The organism is Mucilaginibacter lappiensis, from assembly GCF_900155965.1.
GTDB classification, from domain to species: Bacteria; Bacteroidota; Bacteroidia; order Sphingobacteriales; family Sphingobacteriaceae; genus Mucilaginibacter; species Mucilaginibacter lappiensis.
In genome coordinates this window covers 1-18322 of sequence record NZ_FTMG01000018.1, presented here as the reverse complement: position 1 = coordinate 18322, position 18322 = coordinate 1, and the positions used below count along the sequence as shown (strand labels likewise).

The 18322-nt window shown below is 41.7% G+C and carries 19 protein-coding genes and 1 pseudogene; 13 read left to right on the top strand and 7 right to left on the bottom strand.

Features of this window, described 5'->3' with window-relative positions; genetic code table 11:
* Window positions 1-64: 64 nt before the first annotated feature.
* From BW976_RS24815 to BW976_RS24800, 4 genes are all read left to right on the top strand, one after another.
* Complete coding sequence (locus BW976_RS24815) at window positions 65-1567, top strand: aldehyde dehydrogenase family protein (protein WP_076377635.1); 1503 nt, start codon at window positions 65-67, stop codon at window positions 1565-1567.
* A 61-nt stretch (window positions 1568-1628) separates the two neighbouring features.
* The gene (locus tag BW976_RS24810; RefSeq protein WP_217696296.1) at window positions 1629-2003 is read left to right on the top strand and encodes a DUF779 domain-containing protein; all 375 of its coding nucleotides are present in this window, start codon (window positions 1629-1631) and stop codon (window positions 2001-2003) included.
* A gap of 83 nt (window positions 2004-2086) precedes the next feature.
* Window positions 2087-2518, top strand: a complete 432-nt coding sequence (locus BW976_RS24805) for a MarR family winged helix-turn-helix transcriptional regulator (RefSeq protein WP_076377631.1) — start codon at window positions 2087-2089, stop codon at window positions 2516-2518.
* Window positions 2515-3546, top strand: a complete 1032-nt coding sequence (locus BW976_RS24800; protein ID WP_076377629.1) for a phosphotransferase — start codon at window positions 2515-2517, stop codon at window positions 3544-3546. The genes BW976_RS24805 and BW976_RS24800 overlap by 4 nt, the downstream gene beginning before the upstream one ends.
* Before the next feature lie 123 nt (window positions 3547-3669).
* Here the strand turns inward: BW976_RS24800 and BW976_RS24795 are convergent, their stop codons facing one another.
* The gene (locus tag BW976_RS24795) at window positions 3670-4011 is read right to left on the bottom strand and encodes a YciI family protein (protein WP_076377627.1); all 342 of its coding nucleotides are present in this window, start codon (window positions 4009-4011) and stop codon (window positions 3670-3672) included.
* 154 nt (window positions 4012-4165) lie between these two features.
* On the opposite strand from BW976_RS24795, the gene BW976_RS24790 reads away from it, so the two are divergent.
* A complete protein-coding gene (locus tag BW976_RS24790) occupies window positions 4166-4642 on the top strand; it encodes a GNAT family N-acetyltransferase (RefSeq protein ID WP_076377625.1) in 477 nt (158 codons plus the stop codon).
* Between the two features lies 1 nt (window position 4643).
* On the opposite strand, the gene BW976_RS24785 is transcribed toward BW976_RS24790, so the two are convergent.
* A complete protein-coding gene (locus tag BW976_RS24785) occupies window positions 4644-5054 on the bottom strand; it encodes a winged helix-turn-helix transcriptional regulator (protein ID WP_245834782.1) in 411 nt (136 codons plus the stop codon).
* An 87-nt stretch (window positions 5055-5141) separates the two neighbouring features.
* Between BW976_RS24785 and BW976_RS24780 the strand changes: the two genes are divergently transcribed.
* From BW976_RS24780 to BW976_RS24770, 3 genes are all read left to right on the top strand, one after another.
* Complete coding sequence (locus tag BW976_RS24780; protein ID WP_076377623.1) at window positions 5142-5885, top strand: glucose 1-dehydrogenase; 744 nt, start codon at window positions 5142-5144, stop codon at window positions 5883-5885.
* Between the two features lie 93 nt (window positions 5886-5978).
* The gene (locus BW976_RS24775; RefSeq protein ID WP_076377621.1) at window positions 5979-6791 is read left to right on the top strand and encodes a helix-turn-helix domain-containing protein; all 813 of its coding nucleotides are present in this window, start codon (window positions 5979-5981) and stop codon (window positions 6789-6791) included.
* A gap of 102 nt (window positions 6792-6893) precedes the next feature.
* Window positions 6894-7271, top strand: a complete 378-nt coding sequence (locus tag BW976_RS24770; protein ID WP_076377619.1) for a VOC family protein — start codon at window positions 6894-6896, stop codon at window positions 7269-7271.
* On the opposite strand, the gene BW976_RS24765 is transcribed toward BW976_RS24770, so the two are convergent.
* Window positions 7261-8451: a GAF domain-containing sensor histidine kinase gene (locus BW976_RS24765; RefSeq protein WP_245834781.1), complete on the bottom strand. Its 1191-nt coding sequence runs from the start codon at window positions 8449-8451 to the stop codon at window positions 7261-7263. The genes BW976_RS24770 and BW976_RS24765 overlap by 11 nt on opposite strands.
* A 158-nt stretch (window positions 8452-8609) precedes the next feature.
* Here BW976_RS24765 and BW976_RS24760 point away from each other — a divergent pair, with 158 nt between their 5' ends.
* Window positions 8610-9032, top strand: a complete 423-nt coding sequence (locus BW976_RS24760; RefSeq protein ID WP_076377617.1) for a secondary thiamine-phosphate synthase enzyme YjbQ — start codon at window positions 8610-8612, stop codon at window positions 9030-9032.
* 152 nt (window positions 9033-9184) lie between these two features.
* The gene (locus BW976_RS24755; RefSeq protein WP_084192345.1) at window positions 9185-11053 is read left to right on the top strand and encodes an ATP-binding protein; all 1869 of its coding nucleotides are present in this window, start codon (window positions 9185-9187) and stop codon (window positions 11051-11053) included.
* A 1202-nt stretch (window positions 11054-12255) separates the two neighbouring features.
* Here the strand turns inward: BW976_RS24755 and BW976_RS24750 are convergent.
* Window positions 12256-13203, bottom strand: a complete 948-nt coding sequence (locus BW976_RS24750; RefSeq protein WP_076377613.1) for a Smr/MutS family protein — start codon at window positions 13201-13203, stop codon at window positions 12256-12258.
* Between the two features lie 140 nt (window positions 13204-13343).
* Here BW976_RS24750 and BW976_RS24745 point away from each other — a divergent pair, with 140 nt between their 5' ends.
* Entirely contained in the window at window positions 13344-13850 is a 507-nt protein-coding gene (locus tag BW976_RS24745; protein ID WP_076377611.1) for a DUF892 family protein, read from the top strand.
* 384 nt (window positions 13851-14234) lie between these two features.
* Complete coding sequence (locus BW976_RS24740; protein ID WP_076377609.1) at window positions 14235-16109, top strand: M1 family metallopeptidase; 1875 nt, start codon at window positions 14235-14237, stop codon at window positions 16107-16109.
* Between the two features lie 72 nt (window positions 16110-16181).
* On the opposite strand, the gene BW976_RS29145 is transcribed toward BW976_RS24740, so the two are convergent.
* Both BW976_RS29145 and BW976_RS24730 read right to left on the bottom strand, forming a co-directional pair.
* The gene (locus BW976_RS29145) at window positions 16182-16580 is read right to left on the bottom strand and encodes a YtxH domain-containing protein (protein ID WP_076377607.1); all 399 of its coding nucleotides are present in this window, start codon (window positions 16578-16580) and stop codon (window positions 16182-16184) included.
* Window positions 16581-16852: 272 nt separating this feature from the next.
* Window positions 16853-17047 (bottom strand): cold-shock protein, encoded by a 195-nt coding sequence (locus BW976_RS24730; RefSeq protein ID WP_076377605.1) that lies wholly within the window; start codon window positions 17045-17047, stop codon window positions 16853-16855.
* A 200-nt stretch (window positions 17048-17247) separates the two neighbouring features.
* Here BW976_RS24730 and BW976_RS24725 point away from each other — a divergent pair, with 200 nt between their 5' ends.
* Window positions 17248-17901 (top strand): HAD family hydrolase, encoded by a 654-nt coding sequence (locus tag BW976_RS24725; RefSeq protein WP_076377603.1) that lies wholly within the window; start codon window positions 17248-17250, stop codon window positions 17899-17901.
* Window positions 17902-17992: 91 nt separating this feature from the next.
* Here the strand turns inward: BW976_RS24725 and BW976_RS29560 are convergent.
* Window positions 17993-18322: pseudogene (locus BW976_RS29560) on the bottom strand (hypothetical protein); the annotation flags it as partial.

Here is an 18322-nt window from a genome sequence, read left to right as displayed (position 1 = left end):
TAGTGCAAAAACTTTAGGGCGCAAGCAACTAACTTAGTGCTACCAATTAAACTGAAAAACAACTATGAGTATTGCACAAAGACCATCCTTTAAGGATAAGTACGACAATTTTATTGGAGGCAAATTTGTGCCACCGATTAAGGGAGAATATTTTGATAATATATCGCCTATTGATGGTAAACCTTTTACCAAAGCGGCCCGCTCAACCAAAGAAGACATTGATGCCGCCGTTGATGCCGCTACCGAAGCCTTTAAAACATGGAGCAAAACATCAGCCACAACCCGGAGTAACCTGCTGTTGAAGATAGCGCAGGTGGTGGAAGACAACCTCTCCTACCTGGCAACAGTAGAAACTATTGATAATGGTAAAGCCATTCGCGAAACCATGGCCGCCGATCTGCCCCTGGTGGTTGATCATTTCAGATATTTTGCCGGTGCTATACGTGCAGAAGAAAGCAGCATATCTGAACATGACGAGTTTACCGTAAGCATTAATCTACAGGAGCCCTTGGGTGTAGTAGGACAAATTATACCCTGGAATTTCCCATTGTTAATGGCTACCTGGAAAATTGCGCCTGCCCTGGCAGCTGGGTGCTGTACCGTAGTGAAGCCTGCCGAGCAAACACCAACCAGCATCATGATTTTGATGGAACTGATTGGCGATATACTGCCTCCCGGAGTATTGAACGTAGTAACAGGATTCGGACCTGAAGCCGGTAAACCCCTGGCCACATCATCCAAAATAAGTAAAGTTGCCTTTACCGGCGAAACCACTACGGGTCGCCTGATCATGCAATATGCTTCAGAAAACCTGATCCCGGTAACTATGGAACTTGGGGGTAAATCACCTAATATATTCTTTGAATCGGTAGGAGATGCAGATGATGAGTTTTTTGACAAGGCTGTAGAAGGCGCCGTTCTGTTTGCACTTAACCAGGGCGAGGTTTGTACCTGTCCGTCGCGGATGCTGGTGCACGAAAAAATCTACGACAAATTTATGGAGCGTGTTCTGGCCCGTACCAATGCCATCAAAATGGGCGATCCACTTGATTCAGATACCATGATGGGCGCCCAGGCTTCTAATGATCAGTATGAAAAAATACTGAGCTATCTGGACATTGGTAAAAAAGAGGGTGCCGAAGTGCTTGCTGGTGGCGATGCACAAAAACTTGGTGGCGAGCTGGGTGGTGGTTACTATATAAAACCTACCATATTTAAAGGTCATAACAAGATGCGTATTTTTCAGGAAGAAATCTTTGGCCCCGTAGTTTCTGTGACCACCTTTAAAACCACCGAAGAAGCTATTGCCATTGCTAACGACACCCTATATGGTTTAGGCGCCGGCGTATGGACCCGCGACGCGCATGAGATTTACCAGGTACCCCGTGCCATACAAGCCGGTCGCGTTTGGGTAAATTGCTATCATGCCTATCCCGCTCATGCACCATTTGGCGGTTATAAAAAATCGGGCTTTGGCAGGGAAAATCATAAAATGATGCTGAACTATTATCGCCAGACAAAAAACATGCTGATCTCTTATAATAAAAACAAACTGGGCTTCTTTTAGTCTGTAATAAAAGGCAGCTGCAAAAGATTGGGTTTTGCAGCGCCTTTTTTAATTAATGATCATGACTAAAAGAGTTTCTATTACACCCGCGGCCGAAAAAGTGATTGACGACTTACGCGGCAGATTTGGCGAGCTGATGTTTCACCAAAGCGGCGGATGCTGCGATGGCTCATCGCCGATGTGTTTTGAAAAGGGCGAGTTCAAAATAGGCAGCAGCGATGTTAAAATAGGCGACATTTATGGTTGTGAATTTTTCATGAGCATTGATCAGTTTGAGTACTGGAAGCATACACACTTAACACTTGATGTTACCCCCGGCCGAGGTTCCAGCTTTTCGTTGGAAATACCTATGGGCATCCGTTTTATCATCCGGTCGAGATTATTTACCGATGATGAATTAAATGATCTGGAACCAGTTGAATATTTCGAATCCTGACCTATTTTAAGAAATACACTTTGATGTTCCAAATATTTATATATTTGTAAAATACTTGACAAATCAAGCACTTTACAATAAAAATGACTGATATTAATTCAACATTAAAATTCATCATCAACCTGGCAAAAGCGCAAACCATAGTAAATCGCCGCTTTGACGCCCAGTTGAGCAGTTACGGCTTAGGATTTAATGATTTTGTAATTCTATATCACCTGTCGCAGGCACCTCATGAAAAAATGAGGAGGGTTGACCTGGCCGATAAAGTTGGCTTTACCGCATCGGGCATTACCCGAATGCTGGCTCCCATGGAAAAAATCGGGCTGGTATCCCGAGAAAGCAATGAACGCGATGCCCGGGTAAGTTATGTGGTGCTGGCTCCGGGTGGTAAACGTTTGCTGGAAGAATCAGTAAAAACAGCCGAACACGTAGCACTCGATATTTTCCCAAAATCAAAAACTAAAAAAATTGAAAAGCTTCCTGAAATATTGGATGGCATAGGAGGCCTTTTATGAAAACGAATCTATTGACTAATGCTATACCTGAAGGTAAATTGCCTGCGGTACAAAATGCGCTTAAATACCTATTTAATCAGAGCGATATTGAGGATATACAACTACTTACTGGTGGCCTTTCATCGGCATTGGTATACCGGATAACAATAGCAGGCAAAGATTATCTACTTCGTATCGTGATGCGTGCTGATGAAGTGCATGATCCACAACGCCAGCATATTTGCATGGGTTTAGCTGCTTCGGCTAACATTGCGCCACATGTTTATTATTCCAATGATGAAGATGCTTTGGCTATAACCGATTTCGTGCAAAATAAACCTGTGCGTGAGGGTTTTGCTTCTGGCGAGGATCTTATTACAGCGCTGGGAAGCACCATTAAAACTATACATGAGTTGCCCCTTTTCCCCAAGCTGGTAAACTTTTTAGATGGGGTTGATACTTTTATACAGCAATTTAAATCATTGAATATGTTCCCAGGACATGTCACTGCGGAACATTTTTCTTTATATGCCGAAATTCAAAAAGTTTATCCTCGGTATGATACCGACCTGGTATCGAGCCATAACGATTTGAACCCCAATAACATTTTGTTTGATGGAAAAAAGATCTGGGCGATTGACTGGGAGGCCGCTTTTCAAAACGATAGATATGTGGATCTGGCCATTGTAGCTCAAACTTTTGTCCACAATCAGGAGGAGGAATTTATTTTTCTGCAGACTTATTTTGGGGAGGAATTGGATGAATATAAAAAAGCACGCTTTTTCCTGATGCAGCAAATATGCCGCATGTATTATGCTATGATCATGCTCAAGTTAGCAGCTGCCCAAAAACCGGCAGATCACCTGCATGATCCTGATATGAACCAACCTAATATGCCAGAGTTTGGGGCAATGCTGATGAGCGGAAAAATATTGCTGGATACCTATGAAGGTAAACTACAGTATGGTAAAATATTGCTGAATACAATGCTATCAGCTATGAAAAGCGAACGATTTAAGGTTGCTATTGATATGATGCGGGTATTTTAATTAATGGTGATCAATCATTAACCCCGAAGGCAGAATAAGCCGCCTGGATATTGGGCAAGCCAATTACTAAAAAACAAGAAGCCTTTACGCCAGGTAAAGGCCCCTTGTTTAAACCCTATTATTTTATAAAGGGTTAATTTCTCTTACTTCTACATTACCTCCGAATGCTAAAATTGGGCAGCCTTTAGCCAGTTCAGCAGCCTCTTCTAATGATTCGGCTTTAACCAGGGTGTAGCCACCTATCAGTTCTTTAATTTCGGTATAGGGGCCATCGGTAATAACATTATTGCTTCGTACCACTTTACCATCCCCAAACAGGCGATTTCCACGATTAACCAATTTATTTTGGGCAGCTATACCCCCAACCCAATCCATCCATTTCTGGGTAACGGCCTGCATTTCTTCTGGTGAACCCTGTGGTGCACCAACAGAATTGTTTCTGAATACAAATAGGAACTCTTTCATTTTATTAAGTTTTTAAGTTTTAAAAACAGATGACGAACACCGTTTTCAAAACTGGACAAATTGGTCAAAATATTTTTAAGGCGATGGAAAATCATGGAGTGATCCCGAATTCCAAAACAAACTTATAATTTTACCTGATATCGGAGGCTATAAAATGGAGCAAATAAATATCAGAAAAGCAGAGTTAAAAGACCTGGACGTGTTGTTTGAATTTAAACAAGCTTTAGTAGAAGCTGAACGTCCCTTTGATCCTACCCTAAAACCTGGACCGCTTTATTATTATAATATCCCTGAATTAATTGAGGCAGCAGGCGCCAGAATGATGGTAGCCGAGATCGATTCAAAACTTATTGGTTGTGGCTATGCCCATATTGTGGATTCGAAACCTTATTTAAAACATCAGCAGCACACCCACCTCGGTTTTATGTATGTAATGCCCGAGCACAGGGGCAAAGGTGTAAATAAACTGATCATCCATGCACTAAAACAATGGTCGAAGCAGCAGGGTATCACCGAAATAAGATTGGAGGTTTACGCTTTTAACACCGCCGCGTTAAAAGCCTACGAAAAAGTAGGATTTGCACCGCACATGCTAACCATGCGATTGGGTTTAGCAGATGAAACGAGTTAAACTATTGCTCCCTTTTAAGCTTTTCGCGGTGATCAATCCCCCATTTGATCATTTCAAATATGATATGACCAAAAGTTTTACAATAACTGGTTGATTCATATTCTACCAAAACCGGCGGACCAGGGCTCACTGTGCGGGTTATTAACTTGTTCAATTCCATGTCCCGTAATTCTCTGGATAGCATCCTTGTGGTTATGCCCGGTATGCTCCGTTCAATTTCCCTGAAACGTTTGTTGCCGTTACATATAGAGTTGATAATGGGCAATTTCCATTTCCCACCGATTACATAAATGGTATCCTGCAGTGCCTGTATTTCACGTGCCTGATTTCTTTGACCATCAATGCCATAAATAACCTCATGCATGGCTTTAATTTCTGGCGTCATGTTGTCTGTTGTATATTCTGTTCCCATATTGTTGCTGGTATACTCTGTGATACTGGTTACAAAATTATACCATTTCAGAGATACATTTGCATCATTAAATAAAAAAATACAGAAATGAACAATTTTCAGAACAAAATAGCTTTAATTACCGGTGGCAATAGCGGCATTGGTTACGCAGCTGCCAGGGAACTAAAAGAAAAAGGTGCCACCGTGATTATCACCGGGCGCAGAAAAGACGCCATAGAGAAGGCCGCTTCTGAATTGGGTGTAACTGGAATTGTTGCCGACCAGTCTGACATTCATGCAACAGAGCAACTGGTGGCAACCGTTACCGAAAGTTATGGCCAAGTTGATATTCTATTCATCAATGCAGGCATCGCTGCCATATCTCCCATTGAACACGCTTCAGAACAGCACTTTGATGATATCATGAATATTAATTTCAAGGGGGCCTATTTTACGCTGAGCAAGTTTATCCCTGTTTTGCGCGATGGCGGTTCCGTTGTTTTCCTGTCGTCTATAGTTGCCAGTACAACCAGTCCTGCCTCATCTATATATTCGGCCAGTAAGGCGGCATTAAACTCAGTAATGAAGTCGGCAGCATTGGAGTTGGCACCACGCAAGATCAGGGTGAACGCGGTAAGCCCTGGCCCTATAACAACCGAGATTATGCACAAAGCCGGGTTAGACGATGCCACCCTGGGTATCATAAAAGATAGCCTGATCACTAAATCACCTTTGAAACGCATGGGTACATCCGCAGAGGTTGCCAGCGTGGTAACTTACCTTTGTGCTGATGCGGCTGGTTTTATCACCGGTTCTGAATTTATTATAGATGGTGGGATGCTATTAGTATAAAACACACCTTTTATGGTTTAAAATGGGGTGGCCTGGTAGGCTGCCCTTTTTTATCTGTAGGCGAAAATTAAATTTAAGTCGTAATTTTCGTCCATGCATATCAGGAATCTTACTCAAAAGTTCGACATCGCCTATGTCATTAAAAATGAATGGCACCTGCCTGTGCATAAACACACCCATTATGAACTGCAATATATTATGCGCGGCAAAGGGCAGCACATGATTAACAATCGTAGTTATCCATACCAAAAAGGCGACCTATTTGTACTGGCACCACAGGATACCCACTTTTTTGTTTTTGAGGAAAAATGTGTGATTTGCATCATTAAATTTCACGAAGGCTTTTTCCAGGATCTGTTGTTGGATGCCGATTTTAAACAGGTATTCACACGCTTATCATCACCACATCGTAAAATGGATCTCGCGAGTAGCCGGGATCACATCATTCAACTGATGAATTTGATTATAGCCGAACACCGGAAAGAAAACAGCTATCAAAATATCATCATCAAAAATGCACTGGCATTGGTGCTGTCCATTATGGCTAAAGAAACCGATCAAAATACGGTTAAGCCAAAAGATGATAAAATACAGACCATACTCAATTATATTGACCAGCATATAACCAACAAGCAATCACTATCACTGCAAAACATTGCCGATACATTTCATATCAGCAAAACCTATTTCAACCAGTATTTTAGTAAGGCTACAGGCAGTTCATATAAAAAATATATACAGGAATACGCCCTAAAGCTGATAGCCTATCAATTGATCCATCGTGATAAAACCCTGTCGCAACTGGCAGATGAATTTGGCTATACCGATGAAAGCCATTTAAGCAATGCCTTTAAAGCACATTTCCAACAAACCCCTTCAGCCTTCAAAAAGGCTAACCGGGTATAGTAAAAGTAACCATCCATCTTTTATGCAACATTTTCATTATTAATTACATAGGTTTCAGTGCCTATGTAAACCAATTTTGTGCATCGTTTAAACACAAAGACCATGCACATAGATCATACCACCCTGCGCACTACGCAACTGGAAAAAACAAAGGACTTTTTAATAAGCATTTTTGATTTGACAGAAGGCCCGCGCCCAACTGTGATAGCGGCTAATATTCCTGGTTATTGGCTGTATCATAAAGGCTCCCCACTCATACACTTGATCCAAAGCTCCTTTTATTATAATCAACAACCTGACCATGCCTCCGAAGCTATTGACCATACCGCGTTTTACCTGGAAAATTATGATGCCTTTAAACAGAAACTATTTGGTCTGAAAATACCTCACTCTCTGATGGATCTACCCGATATTGGTGAACGGCGTATCTTCTTGCATACGCCTACTGGCATATTGCTGGAAATCGTATTCAGGAAATAGTAGTAGGTATTTGTAAAGTAAAACAAACTTTGTTATTGGCAGAGCTTACGGTAAGTGTGCCGCCATGTGCATTAGCAATTTCAGAGGCAATATATAATCCCAGTCCTAATCCTTTTTGACCAGGTTTGATATCTCCGCGTGAAAATGGTTGAAAAAGTCGTTCCATGATTTCATCGGATATTTGCTTGGCAGAATTAGATACCGACAAAACAAATTCATTTTCTGCATTAAAAGCCTTTACATCAACCGGAGTATCTTTTTCTCCATGCGTGAGCGCGTTACTTAATAAATTTGAAAACAGCTGGGCTATGCGCCTTCTATCGCAGTTTACCGGTTGAGTTATATTGAGCTGGGCATTGATAACACGATCAGGCCATATTAATTTTAGCTCGGTGAGCACCTGGCTAAGTGTATCTAACAAAGGCTCATCATTTTTCCTGGCCAAAGTAATTCCCCCACCAAGCCGGCCGCTTGCAAAATCAAGAATATTCTCTATCATTTCCTTCATCCGATATGATGAGTCCTGCACAATGGTAGCCAGACGCTTTGTACGTTCATCGAGCGGCATCCGCAATAACAGCTGGGCCACATTTGACACTGCTCCAAGCGGATTGCGCAGATCATGACCCAGTATAGCGATAAATTGCTCACGCAGCTCTGCTGTTTTGAGCTCCTCCTGCAATTTTGATTCGCTTATAGCAAGCCGTTCTATGGCATTCAGATGAAAAGCAATCAACTCGGCAAAAAGTTTAAACATGCCTATGGTTTCAGGGTTGTTTAAACGAGCCGGCCGGGGATCGATAGCACACAATGTTCCAAAGAAGCTCCCATCCTTTAACATAATAGGTATAGAAATATAACTTTGAATACCATACATTGCCGGGGTATGATGATGCGCGTAAAGCCCATCTTCGGCCACATGATCAATTACAACAGCCTGATGATTTTGACGTATCTCATGGCAAATGGTGGTTTCTACTTTTAACTCACCGCCGGGCTTGAGCCCAAATTGTATCTCATCACGAACGGCGCAGGCAATCCACCTTTCGGGAGTAACACGGGCTACGGCGGCAAAGCCCATCCCTGTACTTCGGCAAATAACTTCTAATATGGAGGGTACCGCGTCTATGCTGCTTACAGCTTCAACATCAGCTGTAAAATCCGTTTCAATATCTACCAATTTCTGTTTTTTAATCGCACACTATACTACAAATTAAAATTATTATTTACAAATATAAAAAGACGTCGTAATTAACTCTCTCTATTAAAAAATACACTATATTAAGCAGCCTTAATAATACTATATTTATTAAAATACAAATATTTGTTTTATATCTCATGCAAATACATCAGCAAATGCTTCTGCTTAAAGAACGAAAAAGAGGCTTTCATTTAATCACCACCGAAGTTATACATGCCCTGCCTCAACTGGGGCAAATTAAAACCGGCATCATGCAGGTTTTTATCCAGCACACCTCCGCTTCCTTAACTATCAACGAAAATGCCGACCCTACCGTTAGGCGCGATTTTGAAATGTATTTCAGTAAAACCGTTCCTGAAAATGATCCCGACTATCATCATGACGATGAGGGACCTGATGATATGCCCGCGCATTTAAAGGCAGCCTTACTGGGTAGTTCCGTTATGATTCCCATCCGTAACGGCAGGCTGGCATTGGGTATGTGGCAGGGTATTTATTTGTGCGAACACCGCAATTATGGTGGCCAACGTAACCTGATTATTACCGCCTGGGGCGAATAACTTTTCATTTTTATTGCCGCCAATCATTCATCTTATTCGCCTGATATTTTTATTTAATATATATTCAACCCTGCGTATTTTATTTCGTATACATTATATTTATATTATAGTCTCAACTCCGTAAAAGTTGCTGGTTAACGAAATACCATTTAATGCAAAAACGCGTAATTTGTTTCATACCGCTATTGTTTGCTGCTATCTGTAGTTATAGCCAGGTGCAGGATATTGCCAAAATTAAAAAAGCGCTGCCCCATATTACCGATAGTGTTAAATATGCTGATGCACTTAACCGTTTAGGGATATTAATGTATGAGAATAACCTCGACAGTACCTTTTATTACGCTAAACGAGCCAGAGCCATCTCCGAAAGGTTAAAATACCGACAGGGTATTGCCGATGCTTTGAACACACTCGGTATAGTTTATGACCTGAGAGGCAACCTTCAATTATCCCTGCGCTATTATAATGATGCCCATAATCATTATATGACCATACATGACTCAGCAAACGTGGTGCAAACCCTCATGAATATAGGTCTTGTCTTCAGTGAAAATAATGAAGAAAAAAAATCCATAGAGATATTAAGAAAGGCCATAAACATGGGCAACAAGCTAAAAAAAGATTCGATCATGTCGCTTGTGCTTTGTGATTATTTGCTTTTATATCCAGATCGTATTCCTAAAGATTCTATTACCATTTATTTGACCCAAGCCCGACAGGTGGCCACCAAATACAAAGACAACCGGTCGTTACTGGTTACCGACCAGATACAGGCGCAGCTATATTTAAAAAGTAAGCAACGCGAAAAAGGTATCAGTCTGCTGGAAAAAACAGCGGCTAAAGGTATAGCCATGGACCTGAATTACCTGAGCCTTGATATTATCCAATCCCTGGGAGACCTGTATAATCCTGTTGACACGGCTAAAGCTATTGCGCGCTATAAACAGGGTCTTAACATTGCCGATGTAAAAGGCTACCATATGTATCAAAAGATATTTGGTAAGCGCTTATATGATATATATATAGCCCGTAACAATCTGCCCGAGGTTCAATATTACGGCAAGAAACTACTCAAACTGTATGACGACGAGGAACAATTCAACAACACTTCGGGCTTTGACTATATTGATTATGCTTTAAAAGACCAACAGCTGGAGGCCATAACCATCCGAAGTAAAAACCGGCAAATAGTGGCCATTATACTGGGTGTGCTTTTTTTACTAACGGCAGTAACCGTGCTTTTCATTTATCGTTTATACCGCCTCAAGAAGAAACATACCGTAACCCTCGAAGCGCTTAACCGGTCGGTATTGCTGCGTAACGAAAAACTGGAGATCGATCATGAGTTCAATAACCGCCTGGTATCCATCCTGGCGCATGATTTCAGGCAACCGATAGGCACCCTGAAAACCTTAGCCACGGTTTTAAAAGATGCCGATTCATTTACCCGCGAGGAGTTGATGGAACTGGTAGACACTATGGAACACACCTCCAGTATCTCGCTCGAAATATTCGAGAACATTTTACAATGGATCAAACAACAACTCTCTGGCTTTAGTTATGAACCTAAACCATTACGGCTCAAAGAATTGATTGATGATGCCCTACAGCCCTTTAGCCTCATCGGCGAAGAATATCAGCTAAAATTTCTGAATAATGTAGGTGGCGATATCGTGATACATGCAGATAAAGAACTGGTGCAATTCATCCACCGCAACTTTATACACAATGCTATCAAGTTTTCACCCCGATACTCTACTATATCTATTTCTGCCTCAGCGCATTCGGGCGAAACCACAGTTTGCGTATTGGACGAAGGTAAAGGCATCTCTTCAGAAAAAATGGAGTCGATATTTAACTTTAAGGTAGCCATGCACTATAACAACGAAAAAGAAAAAGGTGCCGGCGTGGCCCTCATGATCTGTAAAGATTTTATCGAAAAAATGAGCGGCCGCATCTGGGTCGAAAATGGCAGTCAGAAAGGTGCCGCGTTTTGCTACTCCCTGCCTGGTTTAAAATAGCTTTTTAAAACTTTTTAAACCTTAAATTTTAACACTTTTCTGCACAAAAATGGGTTTAAAACCATCTAAAATTGACTCAAAACCATCGATTTTAACACTTTTTAACAAATTTAAACATGGTTTTGAGCAATTTTGAAAACTTTAAAAAGAATTAAATTATTGATTATCAAATAACTATATGCAAAAAGTCAGTTTTTGACCCTTGTTTTATTTTTAATACAACGGCCCGGTTCTCCTTTTACTCAGGAAAACCGGGCCGCTATGTATACAAATATACTGACTTTTTTAGCGGGATAAAAGCTAAGCCCCGCAAGTTCCCACATATTGAATAGAACCGTCCCTGTTGTGACAATTTGGATCAGGTGCTATCACACACCGGCCAGACGCGCAATCAGCATCGCTGCTACATTGACTCGCACATGGATGAAACCCTCCGCCTGCGATTTTTTTCATTTGTTCTCTTGATAAAGCACCTCCAATATTTGAGGCTTTTAGTTGCATTTTTTTCATACAAAGTAAATAATTGGTTAAAAGATAAATTGGTTTATGAGTTATTGTATCATGCTAACGTTAATAAATAATATATTATTATAGCCCAAAAAACATATCCCAAAAACCGTGCTACTTACTGGTAGATAACATTTTATGGTGGTATAAATGCGCAAATTTCAGCATCAATAAACGCCTTCCATTAACCTATAAATCTGTACAGCAATGAAACCTTATTTGCTTTTATTTTTCAAGGTGCTCCGTCGAAGCCTCAGGCTGACAGCCCATTTTTGACATAATTAACACCGTACGCAGTCGCTCAGCTCCGGCCGAATGACAATTATTTTCAGGCCTCCGGCCTGCGAGTTAAATATAACCTTGTTTTTACTGCGGCCGGAGGCCGGGTAATAGCCGTCACTCAGCTGGAGCCGAGCGACGGCAGAGGGAAGATTGTTTTTAGGCTAAAGCCAGAAAATACTGCTATTATCCGCTCCATAAATGAGACGGCAATGAATAAAAAACAGTTGATTTATCTTTCATTGCCGTTGGTTTTAACCAACGGGCTACAAAGAAACAGTTACTGCTTTAGCCTAACCCCGGTATTACGTTTTTTTATCTTCCCAACACTCGTGGACTGGAGCCGAGCGACTGCAAAGTTTTATTTTGATGACTTCAAACTCAGAACTCAAGACTATCGACTCCGGGCTTCAGACTTACTTAAATATCACCTTAGTAGCACCATAGCCAAACTTTTCTTTACGGGCATCCATAAAGGTTTGTACTTTAGGATGTTTGCCCAGGGCCTTATGCAGTTCGTTGCGTAATACACCGTTTCCGGCACCGTGAATAAATACCATATCGGGTAATTGGTGTACAATGGCCGCATCAAGTGTTTTATGAAAATGTGCCAGTTGTATGTTCAGCATCTCGCTATTTTGTAAAAACTGGTAATCATCACGTAGTTTTTCGATATGCAGATCGATCTCATTGGATGGTTTGTCCAATACTACCTTTTCTTCCGGCGATTTAAAAAAGCTTTCCTTTAGTTTTTGCGCATCTATCACCACTTCAGGTTCATCCAGGCGAATGAGCCAGCCGGTATCTTTCAGTAAAGGGATCTGCTTTTTGCTAGTCGAAAAATCCTTGGCCTTAAACTTTTCGCGTACTACCAGTGGTGCAGGTGGTTCTATGTTTTGTTTGGTGCTGTAAACCACATTAAAAATAAACGTAGGCCACAATTGCAGATCGGCCAGTTGAGCCGAGTAGATCTTCACAACCGATCCCGGCGATACCGCTTCGGCAAACTCACCTTTAAACACCTGTTGCTTTTCGGTAGTGAGCGCCGCCAGCAGCGTAAACGAGGTGGTATTCACCAAATGAAAATGTACTACCGAGTTGGCTTTAGTATCGGCAACCACACCCAGGTAAATTCCCTTTTTTTCAAATTCACCGGCAAGTACCGGTGCTTCGTTATCAACAGCAGCTTTTTTTGCACCGGCAGGTTCATAGCCATGTACAGAGGTTACTTTGCTGGCCAGCACGGGTATTTCAAACTCATCCTCGCCGGTAACGCCTATCATCTGGTCGTCAATTATACGGGTTACAAAACCCTCCATCTTTTCGTCAACAAAGCGCACAAAGTCGCCCAATTTATATTTCATAGTAGTCTGTGTCAGGCTGCAAAGTTAGTTTATATCTGCAAACGGGTATATAAATAAAACCATGTGGGGTAATATGGCATTAACCTAAACAATTTGGCTTTTTTATAGTTGAATTACTGCACCATTTAAAAATTCATATCATGGATAATTTGAAAGCCGAAGCTTTAGACACCAGCTTGTTAAAAGAAGTATTTATACATAATCTTAACCGTATATATTTTGGGAAGCGCTATCTCGACAATAATTTGGCTCACTTGATAAAACAGGCATCATTTACCGCCCTGCAACAGGCTATACAGGAATTTTGGGATGATGTAAAGAAACAAATAACCAGGATGGATGAGATATATAAACTCATTGATGAAACCCCGTCTGATAAAAATTGCAACCCCATCAAATCAATCGTCAGAGATGAATTTTGTCTGGATGAAAAGCATGCCATGTCTATGCTGGGTGATATGGACCTCATCATGTACCTGCAACTGCTGGAACATATCAACATTACCTCCTGTCGTATGCTCATTATGGTAGCCAAGCTATTAAAATATGATGGTGCCCAACAATTGCTTACCGAGTGTTTTGATGAATCTATTGATAACGACCAGCTTTTTATGCTGATATCGAAAGAGTACCTTACAGAAAACTAATAGACGCGGAATGCTTAAAGATGAAAGCCAAAAGCTGGTAAATGGCTTTAAATAAAAAATTAATGCAGATTTTTCTAATTACCTAACTCAACAACCCATATGAGTTGGGTCATATAAAAAAAGCCATCCGCACTAAAGCGGATGGCTTAAATATTAGTTATTTAATACCCCTATTAAAATAACTTAAGCAAAGTAAAAAAATATATCCCAACCACGCAACCGATTTCGTGTGAAATTCACCTTTGTTACAAATTTGTTACGAAATCATAAATACTGACTCGCCCCAATTACTCCGGGCTACTCTTCCTTCGCTTTAATTTCGTGATAATCGCTTATTAATTATCAATTGATTTACATTAATTTGCATTTGAATTAACTAAAAACATGATCAAATCTATTATTCTATCAGCCTTTGCCTGTCTGATGCTGGCACAGGTACAGGCGCAGGATTTGTATATGCCGCGGGATATACAACATGCCTTCAAAAATGGAACCCGCTCTGCCGATGGCAAACCCGGAAAAAACTACTGGCAAAACTATGGCCGGTATAACATCACCATTACCGCCCTGCCACCCAGCAGGGACATTAAGGGCACCGAGCAGATCACTTATATTAACAATAGTCCGGATACCTTGAGATCGCTTAATATGAAGCTCATATTAAATGTACACAGACCAGGAGCTGCCCGTTTTGGCGGCGCACAGGCAGATTATTTAACTCCGGGCATACAGATTGATACTTTCCTGATCAATGGTAAAGTTAAAAAGGTAAACAATGCCACAGCCTCTACCAACCAGATGGTGGGCCTGTTAAAACCGCTGATGCCCCATGATTCGGTTAAGCTGGATATAGCCTGGCATTTCCAGATCTCCAAAGAGAGTGGCCGCGAAGGAATGATCGACTCGACTACCTATTACCTGGCTTATTTTTACCCCCGCGTATCGGTATATGACGATTATAATGGCTGGGACAGGCTCCCTTTCACAGACGGTCAGGAATTTTATAACGACTTTAACGATTATACCCTGCAGATAAAAGCGCCTAAAAATTACATTGTTTGGGCCACCGGAACACTGCAAAACCCTAACCAGGTACTACAGCCAGAATATGCCAAACGTTTACAGGCATCTATGACCAGCGACTCCACCATCCACGTGGCTACCGCTGCCGACCTGGCCACTAAAAACATCACCGCACAAAACGATGTGAATACCTGGTTATGGAAAGCTAATGACATCAGCGATATGGCTGTAGGCATTAGCGATCATTATGTTTGGGATGCAGCCAGCACCATTGTTGATGATGCTACACATCGCAGAGCCAGCATGCAGGCAGCTTTTCTGGATAATGCTATTGATTTTCACCATGCGGTGCAAAACGGCCGTAACTCCTTAAGCTGGCTATCACACAACTGGCCGGGTGTGCCTTATCCGTTCCCAAAAATGACCTCTTTTCAGGGCTTTGCCGATATGGAATATCCTATGATGGTAAACGACAGCCATACCGAAGACGTACGGTTTTCGCAATTTGTACAGGATCATGAAATAGCGCATACCTACTTCCCTTTTTATATGGGTATAAACGAGAGCCGTTATGCCTTTATGGACGAAGGCTGGGCTACAACCTTTGAACGCCTGATAGGTGCATCAGAAGTAGGCCAGGAAAAAGCCGATGCCTTGTATAAAAACTTCAGGGTTGAAAGATGGATCAATGACGCCTCTACGGCCGAAGATCTGCCTATTATTACTCCATCGAGCGAGTTAAAAGCTGGTTATGGCAATAACTCTTATGGTAAACCATCCTTAAGCTATTTCGCGTTAAAAGATATGCTGGGCGATGCCCTGTTCAAAAAGGCCTTGCATGGCTATATGGATCGCTGGCATGGCAAACACCCTATCCCATGGGATTATTTTAACTCCATGAGCAGTGTATCGGGTCGTAACCTCAACTGGTTCTTTAACAACTGGTTCTTCACTAATTATTATATCGACCTGGGGCTGCAAAACATCAGCAAAGCGAACGGTGGCTATACCGCATCCATCAAAAACATTGGCGGTTTTGCCGTTCCGTTTGATATTAAACTAACTTACACCGACGGAACAACCGAAAGCATACACCAAACGCCAGGCGTTTGGGAGAAAAATCAAAAGCAGATTAGTGTGAATATCAAAACTACAAAAGCCATACAATCAGCCGAACTAGATGGCGGCATATTTATGGATGCAGATGTAAGCAACAATAAATTCACTGTTAAATAATAAAATATTCATACAGCCAACAAAAAAGCCCGGCAAATGCCGGGCTTTTTTGTTGTATAGTAGTCCTAAAAATTATGCGCCCTGTACAGAATCGTTCCAGTTGTCGGCAGTATTTTTCACTTTTGATTTGGCCTCATTTACAGCATCTTCACCTGCATCTTTTGCCTTACCAGCAACATCATGCACCTTTGATCTTACAGCGTCAACTACATCTTCGCCACGATCACGCAAATCGCTAACAGTACCGCTAAACCTTGATTTTGCCTTGTCAACGGCATTGCTGCCATATTCTTTGATATCATGAGCGGTTGATTGCGCTTTGTTTTTAGCGGCACCAACCAGGTCATTAACATAATCGGCAATGTCTTCTCTCAGGTCACCGCCCTTTTCAGGAGCCAATAATAAACCCAGTGCGGCACCAGCTGCCGCGCCTACTAAAAGTGCTGCTATAATTTTTGCTTGATCTTTCATTTTCAATTTTTTAGTTAGATGACTTAATCTGTATAGATGTAAACAACAACAATGCCAGTTTTCTGGGGATGGAAGGATTAGGGGAGCAAGGAACAAGGATTTAGAAATAAAACTGTTCACGAATCTACCCGCCCTGTCGTCGCTTCGCCTACGGTGGAAAGGCGGAGTAAACACATTTATTAAAGCCCTCTCCTTTGGAGCGGGTTGGGTGAGGTGCATAAAAAAAGGCATCCACTAAGTGGATGCCTGTATGCTTAATGGTTATATTATAATTAAATAACTTTTACATTTACCGCATTTAAACCTTTTCTTCCGTTCTCAACTTCAAACTCTACTTTATCATTTTCACGGATTTCATCGATCAGGCCTGTTGAATGAACAAAGATGTCTTGACCACCACCAGCTGGTGTAATAAAACCAAAACCTTTTGTTTCATTGAAAAATTTTACTGTTCCTTCTTTTTGCATTATTTTATTTATTAAAGGCCGCAAGGTACAACAATATTTTATAAACCCAAGTCTGTGGCGTAAATCCACCATCGCCACAATTAGTTAAACACCTTATTTACAGACCATAATGTCATTTAAAAAAAATCACCGGATCATGAGCGATACTGCATCCGGGTTAATTTTCAAAATGGGTATGTTTGCCAAAAAAAATCGCGTACATGAAAGCCTTTATTTTCGACCTTAACGGAACCATGATTAATGATATGCCTTACCATACCAAAGCCTGGCAAACCTTACTGAATGACCAGCTGGGTGGCAGCTTTACCTGGGACGAAGTAAAACAGCAGATGTATGGCAAAAACCCCGAAGTGCTGGTACGGATGTTTGGCCCCGACAGGTTCACTTTAGAGGAGATGAACAAATTATCGTACGAAAAAGAGGAAAAATATCAAAAGGAGTTTTTACCGTACCTGGCTCTCTTGCCCGGTTTACCAGAGTTTTTAGAAGCAGCTTATCAGCAAGGCATCCCCATGGCCATCGGTTCGGCAGCTATCCCTTTTAATATTGATTTTGTGTTGGATAATCTGAACATCAGGCACTATTTTAAGGCCATTGTAAGCGCCGATGATGTATTGTTAAGCAAACCCCATCCCGAAACATTTTTAAAGGCCGCGGCCCTGCTTAACACAAATCCTACAGACTGTACCGTATTTGAAGATGTACCCAAAGGCGCCGAAGCAGCCGCCAATGCCGGGATGAATGCCGTTGTGATCACCACTACTCATGAACCACATGAATTTGAAAAACTGTCCAACGTACTGCATTTCGCGGCAGATTTCACGGATGGGTATTTTAAGAGTTTGCTGGGATAAAATATAAAAGGCTGTCATGCTGAGCTTGTCGAAGCATGGTGGGCAGGGCCTCTGCGCGCGCCCTTCGACAGGCTACCCATGACATACTTAATTAAGCAGGTACAAGTTTCATATCTAATTCGAGGGCTAACTTTTCTAAGCGCTTCTTTTTCTGCTGGATAAGGATCGTTTGATAGGCCTCCATACCTCTTTCAACGAACTCGTTTCCCTTGACGATCAGGCGCCAATATTGAGCGGCAAGTTTTCTTGCAGTAGCCTTTATGGCGACTGCCGGCCCTTTACGTCCCCTTAGCCGCCTGGCAAACGCACCCCAGCCAATGTATTTGCTGTTCAGCAAGCCCTGGGCCATTTGTTTGAAGATCTGACCGACGGCAGGTTTACCCTTACTTTTACTTTTGTTCTTCTTGCCTGAACTGTTTTG